At 62.7% G+C, this 14558-nt stretch carries 11 protein-coding genes and 1 pseudogene; 11 read left to right on the top strand and 1 reads right to left on the bottom strand.

Annotated features, from left to right (window positions below):
- Positions 1-208, top strand: a pseudogene (locus tag ACM6I6_RS05015) (pyrroloquinoline quinone biosynthesis protein PqqE); the annotation flags it as partial.
- A 36-nt stretch (positions 209-244) separates the two neighbouring features.
- Here ACM6I6_RS05015 and ACM6I6_RS05010 read toward each other — a convergent pair.
- Positions 245-1201, bottom strand: a complete 957-nt coding sequence (locus ACM6I6_RS05010; protein ID WP_274078138.1) for a LysR family transcriptional regulator — start codon at positions 1199-1201, stop codon at positions 245-247.
- Between the two features lie 391 nt (positions 1202-1592).
- Between ACM6I6_RS05010 and ACM6I6_RS05005 the strand changes: the two genes are divergently transcribed.
- The 10 genes from ACM6I6_RS05005 (at position 1593) to ACM6I6_RS04960 (ending at position 14318) form a co-directional block, all read left to right on the top strand.
- The gene (locus tag ACM6I6_RS05005) at positions 1593-1922 is read left to right on the top strand and encodes a DUF485 domain-containing protein (RefSeq protein WP_274078139.1); all 330 of its coding nucleotides are present in this window, start codon (positions 1593-1595) and stop codon (positions 1920-1922) included.
- Entirely contained in the window at positions 1919-3568 is a 1650-nt protein-coding gene (locus tag ACM6I6_RS05000; RefSeq protein WP_274078140.1) for a cation acetate symporter, read from the top strand. Before ACM6I6_RS05005 ends, ACM6I6_RS05000 begins: the two co-directional genes overlap by 4 nt.
- A gap of 198 nt (positions 3569-3766) precedes the next feature.
- Positions 3767-5017, top strand: coding sequence for an OprD family porin (locus tag ACM6I6_RS04995; protein ID WP_414919523.1), 1251 nt, complete (start codon positions 3767-3769; stop codon positions 5015-5017).
- A gap of 350 nt (positions 5018-5367) precedes the next feature.
- Positions 5368-7071 carry an AMP-binding protein gene (locus tag ACM6I6_RS04990; protein ID WP_406591602.1) on the top strand — a complete coding sequence of 568 codons (1704 nt, stop codon included), beginning with the start codon at positions 5368-5370 and terminating at the stop codon, positions 7069-7071.
- A 101-nt stretch (positions 7072-7172) separates the two neighbouring features.
- Positions 7173-8681, top strand: coding sequence for a CoA-acylating methylmalonate-semialdehyde dehydrogenase (locus tag ACM6I6_RS04985; RefSeq protein ID WP_323609342.1), 1509 nt, complete (start codon positions 7173-7175; stop codon positions 8679-8681).
- 110 nt (positions 8682-8791) lie between these two features.
- The gene (gene mmsB, locus ACM6I6_RS04980) at positions 8792-9688 is read left to right on the top strand and encodes a 3-hydroxyisobutyrate dehydrogenase (protein ID WP_274076772.1); all 897 of its coding nucleotides are present in this window, start codon (positions 8792-8794) and stop codon (positions 9686-9688) included.
- Positions 9685-10773 carry an enoyl-CoA hydratase/isomerase family protein gene (locus ACM6I6_RS04975; RefSeq protein ID WP_323609341.1) on the top strand — a complete coding sequence of 363 codons (1089 nt, stop codon included), beginning with the start codon at positions 9685-9687 and terminating at the stop codon, positions 10771-10773. The genes mmsB and ACM6I6_RS04975 overlap by 4 nt, the downstream gene beginning before the upstream one ends.
- Before the next feature lie 17 nt (positions 10774-10790).
- A complete protein-coding gene (locus ACM6I6_RS04970; RefSeq protein WP_414919522.1) occupies positions 10791-11942 on the top strand; it encodes an acyl-CoA dehydrogenase family protein in 1152 nt (383 codons plus the stop codon).
- Positions 11943-12006: 64 nt separating this feature from the next.
- A complete protein-coding gene (locus ACM6I6_RS04965) occupies positions 12007-13635 on the top strand; it encodes a methyl-accepting chemotaxis protein (RefSeq protein WP_414919521.1) in 1629 nt (542 codons plus the stop codon).
- A gap of 32 nt (positions 13636-13667) precedes the next feature.
- Positions 13668-14318, top strand: coding sequence for a TetR/AcrR family transcriptional regulator (locus tag ACM6I6_RS04960; protein ID WP_323609338.1), 651 nt, complete (start codon positions 13668-13670; stop codon positions 14316-14318).
- The last annotated feature ends 240 nt before the right edge of the window (positions 14319-14558 follow it).

Genomic DNA, 14558 nt, shown 5'->3' with positions numbered 1-14558 from the left:
CGAGAAGGAAAAGGACTTCGGCGGCTGTCGCTGCCAGGCGTTCATGCTCACGGGTGACGCGAGCAACGCCGACCCGGTGTGCAGCAAGTCGCCTCAACACGGCGTGATCCTCAAGGCCCGCGAAGAAGCGGAGCACGCGACCCAGACCATTGAACAACTGGCCTTTCGCAATGAACGAAACTCACGCCTGATCGTCAAGGTCGGTTGAATGACATGCTGTCAGCAGAGGATCAGCGTTGCTACCTCAGGGTGACGGCAGGTAGGCCATCGCGCGCGACTCGCCCATCAACAGCGGATGATTGAGCTCCGCACAGGCGCGCAGGTATTCGGCGACCAAGGTGATCCGCTTGAGCTTGCGCAGGTCCTCGCTGTAGTACATCCAGAACTGTCGAGTGACCTCCACCTGGTCCGGCAATACTTCGCACAGACGCGGGTCGGGACCTGCGAGAAAGCACGGAAGGATGGCCAGCGCGCGCCCCTCCAGCGCCGCATGATACTGGGAGACTACGCTGGTGCTACGCAGGCGGCTTTGCGCGCCGGGCAGCAGATCGTTCAGGTAGAGCAGCTTGAAGCTGAACGCCAGGTCCTCGACATAGGTCACGAAGGGGTGACTCGCCAAGTCCTCGCTATGGGTAATCGGTGGATGATTGGCCAGGTACTCCGGTGTCGCATACAGACGCAAGCGGTAGTCGCATAGGCGCGAGCACACGTAGGGACCGCGCTCGGGACGCTCCAGGGTGATGGCAATGTCCGCCTCGCGTCGTGACAGGTTGACGAAGTGCGGGACCGGCAAAATGTCCACTGAGATATGCGGATAGTGAATGATGAAGTGACTCATCTGCGAGGTGATGAAGCACGAGCCGAAGGCTTCGGTACAGCCGATACGCAGGTGCCCGGCAAGCCCCCCGGTGGTTCCTGAAACCTCCCCACAAGCTGCCAGCAGCGTACTTTCCAGTGTTTCCGCATGACTGATCAGGCGCTGCCCCTCGACAGTCATGACGAAACCCGACGCTCGGGACTTCTCGAAAAGCAGCGCGCCAAGGCTTTGCTCAAGGGCGCGGATGCGCCGCGACACCGTGGTGTAGTCCACCCCCAGGCGGCGTGCTGCGCCACTGGCGGTGCGAGCACGAGCGACCTCGAGAAAGAAACGCATATCGTCCCAATTCACGTGAGTTTGCGTTGTGCGATTTTGCATATTCATCAGGCTTTTCTGCCAATTCTTATTGGAAATTAGCCAACATATACTCGCATTCAGCCTGGTTTGACCAGCATCGTTTCTCCACCGGAAAGGCCCCGATTTCAATCAGGGCTAACGGCCTGAATGCAGGGTAAAAAACCTGTTTTCAAGGCGAAAAATGGCTGTTGCGCGGCAGCGCAATCACTGTCGCATTCGCCCCCGCCGAGGACACATCCGGCGGGCACCCTGTCGGCACCAAACCGGTGCCATGCGTTCCCCTCGCCTCCGGAAGATCGCCAGGGCAGCAACGACTCCAGCAGCATTCAGGTGATGTCCCGCCCAGGGATGTCGCCCGGGTACCCGTACGCCCCTCAAAAGGCCGACATACAACAACAATTAAAAGCGGAGCCTCACTATGACGACTGACCATCCGAACCACGTCCAGACCTGCGCCCGGGTCAGGGCCAATCCTGAATTCCAGCGCCTCAGCCGCCAGCGCTCAGTGCTGGCCTGGTCACTGAGCGGTGCGGTCCTGGCCGTCTACTACAGCTTCATCATGGTAGTGGCCTTCGCACCTGCCTGGCTGCACCTGCCGCTGTACGACGGTAGTCACCTGACCCTCGGCATGCCGGTTGGCGTGGCAATCATCTTGCTGTCCTGGTTGCTCACCGCCTGGTACGTGCACACCGCCAACACCCGTTTCGACGCGCTCAGCGCGCAGATCCTGCAGGAGACCCGCGCATGAAACGCCTACTCCCCCTTCTCGCCCTCAGCCCTTTGCTGGCCAACGCCGACACCATCACCGCGCAGAAGCAGCCGCTCAATGTGCATGCCATCGGCATGTTCTTCGTCTTCGTCCTTGCCACTTTGCTGATCACCTGGTGGGCGTCCCGGCGTACGCGCTCCGCTGCCGATTTCTACAGCGCGGGTGGCGGTATCACGGGTTTCCAGAATGGCCTGGCGATCGCCGGTGACTACATGTCGGCGGCCACTTTGCTGGGCCTCTCGAGCATGGTGTTCGCCCGGGGTTATGACGGCTTCATCTACATCATTGGCTTCTTCGTCGGCTGGCCCATCGTCACCTTCCTGATGGCCGAACGCCTGCGAAACCTGGGCCGCTACACCTTCGCCGACATCGTCTCCTTTCGCCTGGATCAGACGCGCGTACGCAGCTTCGCCGCCCTCGGCTCGCTGACAGTGGTGTGCTGCTACCTCGTGGTTCAGATGGTCGGCGCCGGCCAGTTGATCAAGCTGCTGTTCGGCCTCGACTATCGCACGGCGGTGGTTGTGGTCGGCGTGCTGATGCTGGTCTACGTGATCTTCGGCGGCATGCTCGCCACCACATGGGTGCAAATCACCAAGGCGGTCCTGCTGCTGGCGGGCGGAACGACCCTGATGCTGATGGCCCTGAGCCGCTTCGGCTTCAGCTTCGAGACGCTGTCGGCCCAAGCCGTAGCGGTGCACGCCAGCGGCGTGCAAATCATGGGGCCGGGCACCTTGCTGGCCGACCCGATCAACGCGGTGTCACTGTCCCTTGGCCTGGTCTTCGGCATTGCCGGCCTGCCGCACATCCTGATGCGTTTCTTCACCGTGCCCAATGCCAAGGAGGCGCGAAAATCGGTGCTGTTCGCCACGGTGTTCATCGGCTTTTTCTTCCTCGTGGTGTGCATCCTGGGCTACACCGCCATCGTCATCGTCGGCACAGACCCGCAGTACTACGTCGATGGCAAGCTGGGCGGCGCCATGATCGGTGGCGGCAACATGGTGGCCATGCACCTGGCCAAAGCGGTGGGCGGCAATCTGTTTCTCGGATTCCTCTCCGCCGTCGCCTTCGCCACCATCCTTGCGGTCGTGGCCGGCCTGGCCCTGGCTGGCGCCTCGGCGATTTCCCACGACCTGTATGCCTCGGTACTGAAAAAGGGCAAGGCCGACGAGAAGCAGGAGATGCGCGTGTCGCGTATCGCCACTGTCGGCCTGGGCATTGTCGCGATCTCCCTCGGCATTCTGTTCGAGGGCCAGAACATCGCCTTCCTGGTCGGCCTGACGTTCGGCATCGCCGCCTCTGCAAATTTCCCGGTACTGATCATGGCCATGTACTGGGGTGGCCTGACCACCCGTGGCGCCCTCTACGGCGGCCTGACCGGCCTGGTCAGCGCCCTGGCGCTGGTCATCGGGTCGCCGTCGGTGTGGGTCGGTGTATTGGGTCATGCCCAGGCGATCTTCCCCTACGACCAGCCGGCGCTGTTCTCCATGCCTTTGGCCTTCCTGGTCATCGTGGTGGCGTCCAAACTGGACCGCAGCGAGCGCGCCGACCGTGAGCGCGCGGCCTATGCCGATCAGTTCGTCCGCGCCCAGACCGGCCTGGGGGCTGCCATGGCCAGCAGTCACTAACGCTGCAGCATTGCGGGGCACCGGCCCCGAGCGCGAGTCCGCTCCTTTGCTTCGCGCTTTTTTACTCCCGCCCTGCGCCACCCGGCGCAGGGCACCTTCAACCAGCCTTCCCGCCACCGGCCCCGGCCAGTGCGGGAACGGCTGGCTCATGACAACACTGCTCATAACAACACTGCCCATAACAACAAGAGACAAGCAATGAAACCTACCCTCTTCACCCTGTTCCTGGCAGGCAGCAGCCTTGCCACCCACGTCCATGCGGATTTCCTGGCAGACAGCAAGGCCAGCCTGGAACTGCGCAACTTTTACTTCAACCGGGATTATCGCCAGACCAACGCCGCCCAATCCAAACAGGAGGAATGGGCCCAGGGGTTTCTGCTGCGCTATGAATCGGGATTCACTGACGGTTTGATCGGCGTGGGGTTCGATGCGATTGGCCTGCTCGGCGTCAAACTCGATTCGAGCCCCGATCGCGCCGGTTCCGGCCTGCTCAAACGCCACAGCGACACCAGCAAAGGTGCCCAGGACGAATACGGCGAACTGGGTCTGACCGCCAAACTGCGCGCCTCGAAAAGCACACTGAAACTCGGCACGCTGCTGCCGAAACTGCCGACGGTACTGGCCAACGATTCACGGCTGTTGCCACAAACCTTCAAGGGCGGTCAGTTGACCTCGCTCGAACTCGAAGGCCTGACCGTGGATGCCGGTCGCCTGACGCAGGTCAACCAGCGCGACTCCTCGGACTACGAGGACATGGGCATCACCCGCACCGGCGCCAAGGGCATCACGTCCCGCCATGTCACCAGCGACAGCTTCGATTTCGCCAGCCTGAACTACAAGTGGACCGGCAACCTCGCCACCGGCTACGCCTACGGCCATCTCGACAATTTCTACGACCAGCACATGGTCAACCTGACCTACGTGTTGCCAGTGACCACCGGCCAGTCATTGAAGACCGACCTGCGTTACGCCCGTTCTACCGACGATGGCGGCAGCAATGTCGACAACAACGCGATTGGTGCCATGTTCACCTACAGCCTCGGCGGGCATGCCTTCGGCCTGGGCTATCAAGGCATGAGCGGCGACACCGGTTTCGCCTACATCAACGGTGCCGACGCGTTCCTGGTGAACTTCGTGCAGATCGGCGACTTCGCCAGCAAGGACGAACAGTCCTGGCAGGCGCGCTACGACTACAACTTTGCGGCCATGGGCGTTCCGGGCCTGACCTTCATGACGCGCTACCTCACCGGCGACAACATCGATCTGGGCAGCAACCGCCCGCAAGGCAAGGAATGGGAACGCGATACCGACATTGGGTATGTCGTGCAGAGCGGGCCGCTGAAAAATGTCGGGGTGAAGTGGCGCAACGCGACGGTGCGCTCCAGCCACTTCGGCAGTGACCTGGATGAAAACCGCCTGATCCTCAGCTATACCCTGGCGCTCTGGTAACCCCCCGCCAGACGGGGCCGCTCGCATTCTCTGACAGTGCGAACGGCCTCCCATCCAACGCGCCACAGCTATGATTTTTTTGCACAACGTACCGGTGATTATGAGCATTTTTAATTGATTTTTGCATGCATATACTGAACCCAAGCGCCTGGTCTTGAACCGGGCCAGACCCAACAAAAACAAACAAGGGCATCCACCGTGAAGACATCCATGCTTGCCATCGTCTCCCCGCTCTCAGGTACCTGCACGCGTCCCGTACGCATTGCTGCCCGCAGCGAAGCCCCCCTCGCCGCTTGACCATCCCGTACCCGTTACCGCGCCGATCGCCCCCGCGATCGATGGAGACTTAAATGAACAGCAACTGCCAACCCTTCCTCGCCGCTCGCGATTTCCTGCTGGCCCACCGTACCGACTACGCCACTGCCGTGCGTGACTTCCGCTGGCCGCAACTGAACGAGTTCAACTGGGCCCTGGATTACTTCGATGCCATGGCCGAGGGCAACCAGGCCAACGCCCTGTGGATCGTCGAAGAAGACGGCAGCGAGCAGCGCTACAGCTTCCAGCAACTGGCCTCACGCTCCAATCAGGTGGCCAACCACTTGCGTGCCCTCGGTGTGCGCCGCGGCGAGCGCATCCTGCTGATGCTCGGCAACGACGTCGCCCTGTGGGAAACCATGCTGGCCGCCTTCAAGCTTGGCGCCGTGGTTATCCCCGCCACCGCCCTGCTGACCCCCGACGACCTGGGCGACCGCATCGAGCGCGGCCAGGTTCGTCATCTGGTGGTCGGCAGCGCCCATGTCGACAAGTTCGTCGGCCTGGGTGACGGCTGCAGTCGCATCTGCGTCGGCCCGGCCCCCGCTGGCTGGACCCCGCACAGCGCCGCCAGCGAGTATTCCGAGCAGTTCGACGTCGAAGGCCGCACCCTGGCCACCGACCCGATGCTGCTGTACTTCACCTCCGGTACCACCTCCAAGCCGAAGATGGTGCTGCACAGCCACCAGAGTTACCCGGTCGGCCACCTGTCGACCATGTACTGGATCGGCCTGCAACCGGGTGACCTGCACTTGAACATCTCGTCACCGGGCTGGGCCAAGCACGCCTGGAGCTGCCTCTTCGCCCCCTGGAACGCCGGCGCCTGCATCTTCATCCACAATGTCGCGCGCTTCAGTGCCCCGGCCCTGCTCGGCACCCTGGAGCGCTACGGCGTCACCAGCCTGTGCGCCCCGCCGACCGTGTGGCGCATGCTGATCCAGGAGGACCTGGCCAGTTACAAGGCGCGCCTGTGCCTGCGCGAACTGGTGGGCGCCGGTGAGCCACTCAACCCGGAGATCATCGAGCAGATCCTGCATGCCTGGGACTTGCCGCTGCGAGACGGCTTCGGCCAGTCGGAAACCACCGCCCTGGTCGGCAACACCCCCGGCCAGGTGCTCAAACCCGGCTCCATGGGCCGTCCGCTGCCGGGCTACCGGGTGACCATGCTCGACCCCGACGGGGTACCCGGCAATGAGGGCGAAGTCGCCCTGCCGTTGGACGTGCGTCCACTTGGCCTGATGCTGTGCTATGAGGACAGCCCGGAAAAAACCGCCGAAGTGATGCGCGACGGCTACTACCGCACCGGCGACACCGCGCAGATCGACGCCGAGGGCTACATCACCTTTGTCGGCCGCGCCGACGACGTGTTCAAGGCCTCCGACTACCGCATCAGCCCCTTTGAGCTGGAAAGCGCGCTGATCGAGCACCCGGCGGTGATGGAAGTGGCCGTAGTCCCAAGCCCCGACCCGCTACGCCTGGCCGTGCCCAAGGCTTTCCTCATCCTGGCCCATGACGAACCCGGCAGCGCCGAGCTCGCCGGCAGTATCCTCGCCTTCGCCCGCGAGCATCTGGCGCCGTACAAGCGGGTGCGGCGCATCGAATTCGTCAGCGAACTGCCCAAGACCATCTCCGGGAAAATCCGCCGGGTGGAACTGCGCCAGATGGAAGTACAGCGCCGCCAGAGTGATGCACGCGGCGCTCAAGAGTACTTCGAAGAAGACTTCCCACAGCTCAAGGGCTGAACCCGGGCCGGTACGCCGGCCCTCCTGAATTCAATTCCGACCGCTCGGCCATCCAGGCCGAGTGGCTTAACTCGACCCAAAGAAAGTAGGCAGAACTGAAAATGACCTCTTCCAGCATTCCAAGCGTCAAGCTTCTCATCAACGGCGAGTTCGTCGAATCACGCAGCACTCAGTGGCGCGACGTGGTCAACCCGGCGACTCAGGAAGTCCTGGCTCGCGTGCCCTTCGCCACCGCCGAGGAAATGGACGCTGCCGTGGCCAGCGCCAAGGAAGCGTTCAAGACCTGGCGCAAGACGCCGATCGGCGCCCGCTCCCGGATCTTCTTCAAATACCAGCAGCTGATCCGCGAGAACATCAAGGAACTGGCCGCCCTGCTCACCGCCGAACAGGGCAAGACCCTGCCGGATGCCGAAGGTGATGTGTTCCGCGGTCTGGAGGTGGTCGAGCACGCCACCGCCATCGGTAACCTGCAGATGGGTGAGTTGGCCAATAACGTTGCCAACGGTGTCGACACCTATACCTTGATGCAGCCGCTGGGCGTGTGCGCCGGCATCACCCCGTTCAACTTCCCGGCGATGATCCCGTTGTGGATGTTCCCGATGGCCATCGCTACCGGCAACACCTTTATCCTCAAGCCGTCCGAGCAAGACCCACTGGTGACCATGCGCCTGGTTGAACTGGCGCTGGAGGCCGGTGTACCCAAGGGAGTGCTCAACGTCATCCATGGTGGCGTCGATGCGGTGAACCTGATCTGTGACCACCCGGACATCAAGGCCGTGTCCTTCGTGGGTTCGACCAAGGTCGGCACCCATGTCTACAACCGCGCCACCCAGAACGGCAAGCGCGCACAGTGCATGATGGGCGCGAAGAACCATGCCATCGTCCTGCCCGATGCCAACAAGCAGCAGACGTTGAACAACCTGCTGGGCGCCTCCTTCGGCGCCGCCGGCCAGCGCTGCATGGCCCTGCCAGTGGTGATCCTGGTGGGTGAAGCGCAGAGCTGGTTGCCGGACCTGATCGAGCGGACCAAAACCCTCAAGATCAATGCCGGCACCGAACCTGGCACCGACATCGGCCCGGTGATCTCCTGCGCGGCACTGGATCGCGTCAACAGCCTGATCGCCAGCGGCATCGAAGAAGGCGCCAGGCTCGAACTCGATGGACGCAACCCGAGCGTGCCCGGCTACCAGGACGGCAATTTCGTCGGCCCGACCATCTTCTCCAGCGTCACTGCGCAAATGTCCGTGTACCGCGAGGAAATCTTCGGCCCGGTGCTGTGCGTCATGCAGGCCGCCAGCCTGAGCGAGGCGATCGAGATCATCAACGCCAACCCGAATGGCAACGGTACCGCCCTGTTCACCCGCTCCGGCGCCGCTGCCCGTCACTTCCAGGAAGAAATCGACGTCGGCCAGGTGGGCATCAACGTGCCGATTCCAGTACCGGTCCCGCTGTTTTCCTTCTCCGGTTCGCGCGCGTCCAAGCTCGGCGACCTGGGCCCTTACGGCAAGCAAGTGGTGACCTTCTACACCCAGACCAAGACGGTCACCCAGCGCTGGTTCGACGAAGATGACACCGGCGGTACGGTGAACACCACCATCACCCTGAAATGATCCCAGCCGGCCGGCGCACAACGTCGGCCGGCCAGGAGCTGAACGGTGCAATGCCAGACATTACTGGTCGATGCGCAACAGCGCGTCGCCACACGCAAAAGGTAGTCATCATGCATATCGGATTTCTCGGCCTCGGCAACATGGGTGGCCCAATGGCCCGCAACCTGCTCAAGGCTGGCCACAGCCTGACCGTCTTCGATCCCTTTGCGCAGGCAGTCGCCGCCCTGGTCGAGGCTGGCGCCAGCGCCGCGGACTCACCCGCCGGCGTGGCCAAGGCCGGGGTTGAAGTGATCATCACCATGCTGCCAACCGCAGACCATGTGAAGCAGGTCTATCGCGGCAAGGACGGCCTGTTGGCCAATATTGGCCAAGGCGTGCTGTTGATCGACAGTTCCACCATCGACCCGCTAAGTGCCCGAGAGGTGGCCAGATTCGCCCTTGCCCAAGGCAACCCGATGCTCGACGCGCCGGTCTCCGGCGGCACCGGCGGCGCGACGGCTGGCACCCTGACTTTCATGGTGGGCGGCCCGGTCAGCGTGTACGACCAGGCCCTGCCGATCCTCTCGGCCATGGGCAGGAACATCGTGCATTGCGGCGCAGCAGGTAACGGCCAGGTGGCCAAGATTGCCAACAACATGCTGCTCGGCATTTCCATGGTCGGCGTCGCCGAGGCCATGGCCCTGGGTGTGGCCCTGGGCATGGACGCCAAGGTGCTGGCCGGTGTAATCGGTACCTCCACCGGTCGCTGCTGGAGCTCTGAGATCAACAATCCGTTCCCGGGCGTGCTTGAAAATGCTCCGGCCTCGCGTGGTTACAGTGGTGGCTTTGGTACCGACCTGATGCTCAAGGACCTGGGCCTCGCCACCGAAGCCGCCAAACAGGCGCGTCAGCCGGTGGTGCTCGGTGCTGCAGCCCAGCAGCTGTACCAGACCTTCAGCCTGCAAGGAAACGGCGGTCTGGACTTCTCCGCCATCATCAAACTGTTCCGTGGGGAAGCCCAGGCATGAACGAGCAGCAAGCACCAGTGCTGGCCAGTGTGCGCAATCGAATCGGTCACCTGACGCTGAATCGACCAGGCGCGTTGAACACCCTGGACCTGCCCATGGTGACACTGCTATGCCGGCACCTGTGGGTCTGGGAACAGGACCCGGAGATTGTCGCCGTGACCATCCGTGGCGCCGGGGAAAAAGCCTTCTGCGCCGGCGGCGACATCCGCATGCTGTATGACAGTCACAAGGCCGGGGACAACCTGCACGAGCTGTTCCTCGAGGAAGAGTACGCCCTCGACGAGTACCTGCATGGCTACTCCAAACCGGTGCTGGCGCTGCTGGATGGTTTTGTCCTGGGCGGCGGCATGGGCCTGGCACAGGCTGCCTCGCTGAGGGTGATCACGGAGCGCACGCGGATGGGCATGCCGGAAGTCGGCATCGGCTTTTTCCCCGATGTCGGCGGCAGCTATTTCCTGCCGCGCCTTCCGGGTGAGCTGGGTATCTATCTGGGGGTTACAGGCTGCCAGGTACGTGCCGCCGATGCGCTCTATGCCAACCTGGCCGACTACTGTCTGCCCAGCGAGCGGCTGGTCGAACTGGATGCCGCCCTGGATCATCTGAACTGGACCCGTGCGCCCGACGAAGACCTGCAAGACCTGCTCGCCAGCCTGGCCACCGAGCGCATTGCGGGATCGGAACTCAAGGCCTATCGCCAGGTGATCGATGAATACTTCGCCCTGCCTGATGTGTCGGCGATTCGCAACGCCCTGCAGCGCGAGCAGCGCCCCGAGCTACGCGACTGGGCCGAACAGACGGTCGAGCTGCTCGACAGCCGCTCGCCGCTGGCAATGGCGACGACGCTGGAGCTGTTGCGTCGCGGTCGGTACCTGAGCCTGGCCGACTGTTTTTCCCTGGAACTGCACCTGGACTATCAGTGGTTCGACAAGGGCGACCTGATGGAGGGGGTGCGCGCCCTGATCATCGACAAGGACAAGACCCCACGCTGGAACCCGCCAACCCTGGCGGAGCTGGTACCTGCGCGGGTGCAGGCCTTCTTCAGCGGCTTTCGCCCGGCCGCTGGCAAACCCCTTCGTACCGCCTGATCGGCAGGAGACTCGCAATGCACGATATCGAATTGACCGAAGAACAACGCATGATCCGCGACATGGCACGCGACTTCGCCCGCAGCGAAGTCGGCCCGTTTGCCCAAGGCTGGGAAAAGGCCGGCTGGATCGATGACGCCGTGGTAGCGCAGATGGGTGAACTGGGCCTGCTGGGCATGGTGGTGCCGGACACCTGGGGTGGCAGCTACACCGACTATGTGGCCTACGCCCTGGCCGTAGAGGAAATTTCGGCCGGCGACGGTGCCCTCGGGGCATTGATGAGCATCCACAATTCGGTCGGCTGTGGTCCTCTGCTGAAATATGGCAGCCCATCCCAGCAAGACGACTGGCTGCCGCTTTTGGCCAGCGGCCAGGCCATTGGCTGCTTCTGCCTGACCGAGCCACAGGCCGGCACCGAAGCCCACAACCTGCGCACTCGCGCCGAATTGCGCGACGGCCACTGGGTCATCAACGGCGCCAAGCAGTTCGTCAGCAACGGCAAGCGCGCCAGGCTGGCCATTGTCTTTGCCGTCACTGATCCGGAACTGGGCAAGAAGGGCCTGTCGGCTTTCCTGGTGCCGACTGACAATCCCGGATTCGTGGTTGACCGCAGCGAACACAAGATGGGTATCAAGGCCTCCGATACCTGCGCGGTGACCCTGAACAACTGCTCTATCCCCGAGGCCAATCTGCTGGGCGAACGCGGCAAGGGCCTGGCCATCGCCCTGTCGAACCTGGAAGGCGGTCGCATCGGTATCGCCGCCCAGGCCTTGGGCATTGCCCGCGCCGCCTTCGAGGCCGCATTGGGGTACGCCCGCGAACGCATCCAGTTCGGCAAGCCGATCATCGAACACCAGAGCGTGTCCAACCTGCTCGCCGATATGCACACCCGGCTCAATGCTACCCGCCTGCTGGTGCTGCATGCCGCTCGCCTGAAAAGTGCCGGGCAACCGTGCTTGTCAGAAGCTTCACAGGCCAAGCTGTTCGCCTCGGAAATGGCGGAGCGCGTGTGCTCCAGCGCCCTGCAGATCCATGGCGGTTATGGCTACCTGGAGGATTACCCGGTGGAGCGCTACTACCGCGATGCACGCATTACCCAGATCTACGAAGGCACCAGCGAGGTCCAGCGCCTGCTGATCGCTCGCGAACTGGCCCACTACGCGCTCTGAGCCGTTGGCCGGACGCTCCCCGCGTGCGGCCGCCCCCTTTTCTGCCCGCCTTCCGGAGTTGCCCATGCTCGGCCTGCGTAATATTCCCATCAGCCGCCGCCTGTGGTTGATCCTGCTGACGTCCATCCTGATGCTGCTGATTCTCGCAGGCCTGATGCTCAAGCAGAACCATGACGACCTCCATGCGGCCAAGGCGCTGAAAACCCGTAATGTGGTCGAGACCGCCAGCGGCATCCTGCGCCATTTCCAGAACCTGGAAGGCCACGGCCTCACTCGTGAGCAGGCGCAACAACAGGCCAGCGCGGTCATACGCGACCTGCGCTACGACCGCGAGGACTACTTCTGGATCGAAGACCTCGACACACGCCTGGTCATGCATCCCAATGGCAAGCTTGAGGGCAAGCGCATGGCTGGCACTCGCGACCCTGATGGCAAGGCACTGTTCGACGAGATGGTTGCCGTGGCCGTACGCGACGGCTCCGGCCTGGTGCGCTACCGTTGGCCAAAACCGGGCTCCGACGCGCCGGTGGAGAAGGTTTCCTACGTCGAACTGTTCAAGCCTTGGGGCTGGATCGTGGGCTCGGGCATCTACATCGACGACGTGCAAGTCGAGTTCCGCCGCCAGTTGATACAGGCCTTCATCATTCTGCTGACGATCACCCTGGTGCTCAGCGCGCTGATCCTGCTGATTGCCCGCAGCATTGCCTCGCCATTGGCACAGGTGGTCAACGCAATGGAGAACATCGCCAGCAGCGAAGCCGACCTGACCCACAACCTGGACAGTCGCTGGCGCGATGAAGTGACCGCGCTGAGCGGCCACTTCAACGCGTTCACCAGCAAGCTGCGCACTGTGATCGGTCAGTCCATGCAGACCGCTGGCGGCCTGGACCAGGCCTCGCAATCGCTCGCAGAGATTGCCGGCAATAACCAGCGCCAATGCCAACAGCAATCACAGCAAATGGAACTGGTGGCCACCGCCATTCACGAGGTTTCCCATGCTGTGCAGGAAGTGGCGAGGAACGCCGAGCACGCCGCCAACGAAGTACGCCGGGCCGATGAGCAGGCCTGCAAGGGCCAGCACAATATCGACAGCAGCCTGCGCCAGATCGACCAGTTGTCCGAGACCATCGGCCAGGCTGTGGAAGTGATTCAGAGCCTGGCCCAGGAAAGCACCCAGATCGGCAGCGTGCTGGAAGTGATCCGCGCCATCGCCGAGCAGACCAACCTGCTGGCGCTGAATGCCGCCATTGAGGCGGCGCGCGCCGGCGAACAGGGTCGTGGCTTCGCCGTGGTAGCAGACGAAGTGCGCCTGCTGGCCCAGCGCACCCAGCAGTCCACCGCACAGATTCAGGTCATGATCGAACGCCTGCAGGGCAACTCGGAAGCGGCGGTGAACGTCATCAATGCCAGCAGCCAGGCCGCTCAGCAAACCGTGGAACAGGCCCGCGAGACCGGCGAAAGCCTGCACCAGGTCATTAGCGCACTGCGCAATCTCACTGAACTGAATGCCTCAATTGCCAGTGCCACCCTGGAGCAGTCCCACGTGGTCGAGGACATCAACCAGAATGTCACCCACGCCACCTCGCTGGCCCTCGAGAATGCCCAGGCAGCAGACCAGTCCAACGAGGCCAGCCAGAAATTGGGCCAAATGGCGGACCAGCTCAATCGATTATTGGGTCAGTTTCGCATATGAAATCGATGAGCCACGATGGAGGTATCGATTCCATGACTGCGTCCCGGCTGTTTACGGCCCGCCGTGCCGGCCCGTCGACTCTTTTGGCAGGGCCCATCGAACAAACTCATCCCTCGCGCTACCTGCAAACCCGGGAAAAAGCCCTCGAGCTATTTGCCAGATGTGGCTTCAGTCGAGTCAGCATGCGCGACCTGGCCGCTTGCCTGGGAATAAAGGTCGGCTCCGTTTACAACCACATCGATAGCAAGGAGGCCCTGCTGTTCGAATTGATCGAGGAACTCTACGAACAGTTGCTGCATGGCGCAGGCCTGGTGAACCGTCGCAAATCCGCACCTGCTGTACGACTGCACGCTCTGCTTGAGTCGCACCTGCTGTTGCATGATCGTATGGGGGCGCATTTCCGCTTGGCGGAGTATGACCTCCATTGTCTGAGCAACGAACAGCGTGCCTCGATCCTGGCCTTGCGTCGGCGCTACGAGGAACACCTGGTGGGTACGATAGAGCAGCTCACCGGTGTACCGGTGAGCGTCAGCCGGCGCGCCACCTTGAGCGGCATCGTTTCCCTGCTCAACCAACTGCCGGGCTGGGTTGGAGAGTCTCAGCCAAGCAAGGCAGCACGCCGCAAGCTGCTGCATGACATGGTCATGGGTGCCCTCCAGGGTGCGTTGCAGGCTGGCGATTGATGAAGCCATTTACCGGTGCTGCAGGAGTTTTCCGCTCCGAGCACCTCTGGCATTTACGCGCTCAGGGCGGCTGGCGATCATGTTCCGGCCCGAATCCGGGTGTTCATCGACGTTCTTTCACAGCGCCTGCTCTTTCAAGACCTGCAATGAGTCAAGACGATCTGCACTGAACGCAATACGTTCAGACGCCACGAGTGTGCACGCAAAGGCAACACTGGCTCCACTCCCAACGCACACCGC

Origin of the sequence: Pseudomonas sp. IT-P218, assembly GCF_949767605.1 — a bacterium.
Lineage (GTDB): Bacteria > Pseudomonadota > Gammaproteobacteria > Pseudomonadales > Pseudomonadaceae > Aquipseudomonas > Aquipseudomonas putida_AE.
Note: the sequence above shows the minus strand (reverse complement) of the source record. Positions and strands in the feature narration are given on the sequence as shown.

What these genes read in the sequence shown, in the direction of transcription:
- ACM6I6_RS05010 (WP_274078138.1), bottom strand. Translation starts at nt 1,201, where the DNA reads ATGAATATGCAAAATCGCACAACGCAAACTCACGTGAATTGGGACGAT.
- ACM6I6_RS05005 (WP_274078139.1), top strand. Translation starts at nt 1,593, where the DNA reads ATGACGACTGACCATCCGAACCACGTCCAGACCTGCGCCCGGGTCAGG.
- ACM6I6_RS05000 (WP_274078140.1), top strand. Translation starts at nt 1,919, where the DNA reads ATGAAACGCCTACTCCCCCTTCTCGCCCTCAGCCCTTTGCTGGCCAAC.
- ACM6I6_RS04995 (WP_414919523.1), top strand. Translation starts at nt 3,767, where the DNA reads ATGAAACCTACCCTCTTCACCCTGTTCCTGGCAGGCAGCAGCCTTGCC.
- ACM6I6_RS04990 (WP_406591602.1), top strand. Translation starts at nt 5,368, where the DNA reads ATGAACAGCAACTGCCAACCCTTCCTCGCCGCTCGCGATTTCCTGCTG.
- ACM6I6_RS04985 (WP_323609342.1), top strand. Translation starts at nt 7,173, where the DNA reads ATGACCTCTTCCAGCATTCCAAGCGTCAAGCTTCTCATCAACGGCGAG.
- mmsB (WP_274076772.1), top strand. Translation starts at nt 8,792, where the DNA reads ATGCATATCGGATTTCTCGGCCTCGGCAACATGGGTGGCCCAATGGCC.
- ACM6I6_RS04975 (WP_323609341.1), top strand. Translation starts at nt 9,685, where the DNA reads ATGAACGAGCAGCAAGCACCAGTGCTGGCCAGTGTGCGCAATCGAATC.
- ACM6I6_RS04970 (WP_414919522.1), top strand. Translation starts at nt 10,791, where the DNA reads ATGCACGATATCGAATTGACCGAAGAACAACGCATGATCCGCGACATG.
- ACM6I6_RS04965 (WP_414919521.1), top strand. Translation starts at nt 12,007, where the DNA reads ATGCTCGGCCTGCGTAATATTCCCATCAGCCGCCGCCTGTGGTTGATC.
- ACM6I6_RS04960 (WP_323609338.1), top strand. Translation starts at nt 13,668, where the DNA reads ATGACTGCGTCCCGGCTGTTTACGGCCCGCCGTGCCGGCCCGTCGACT.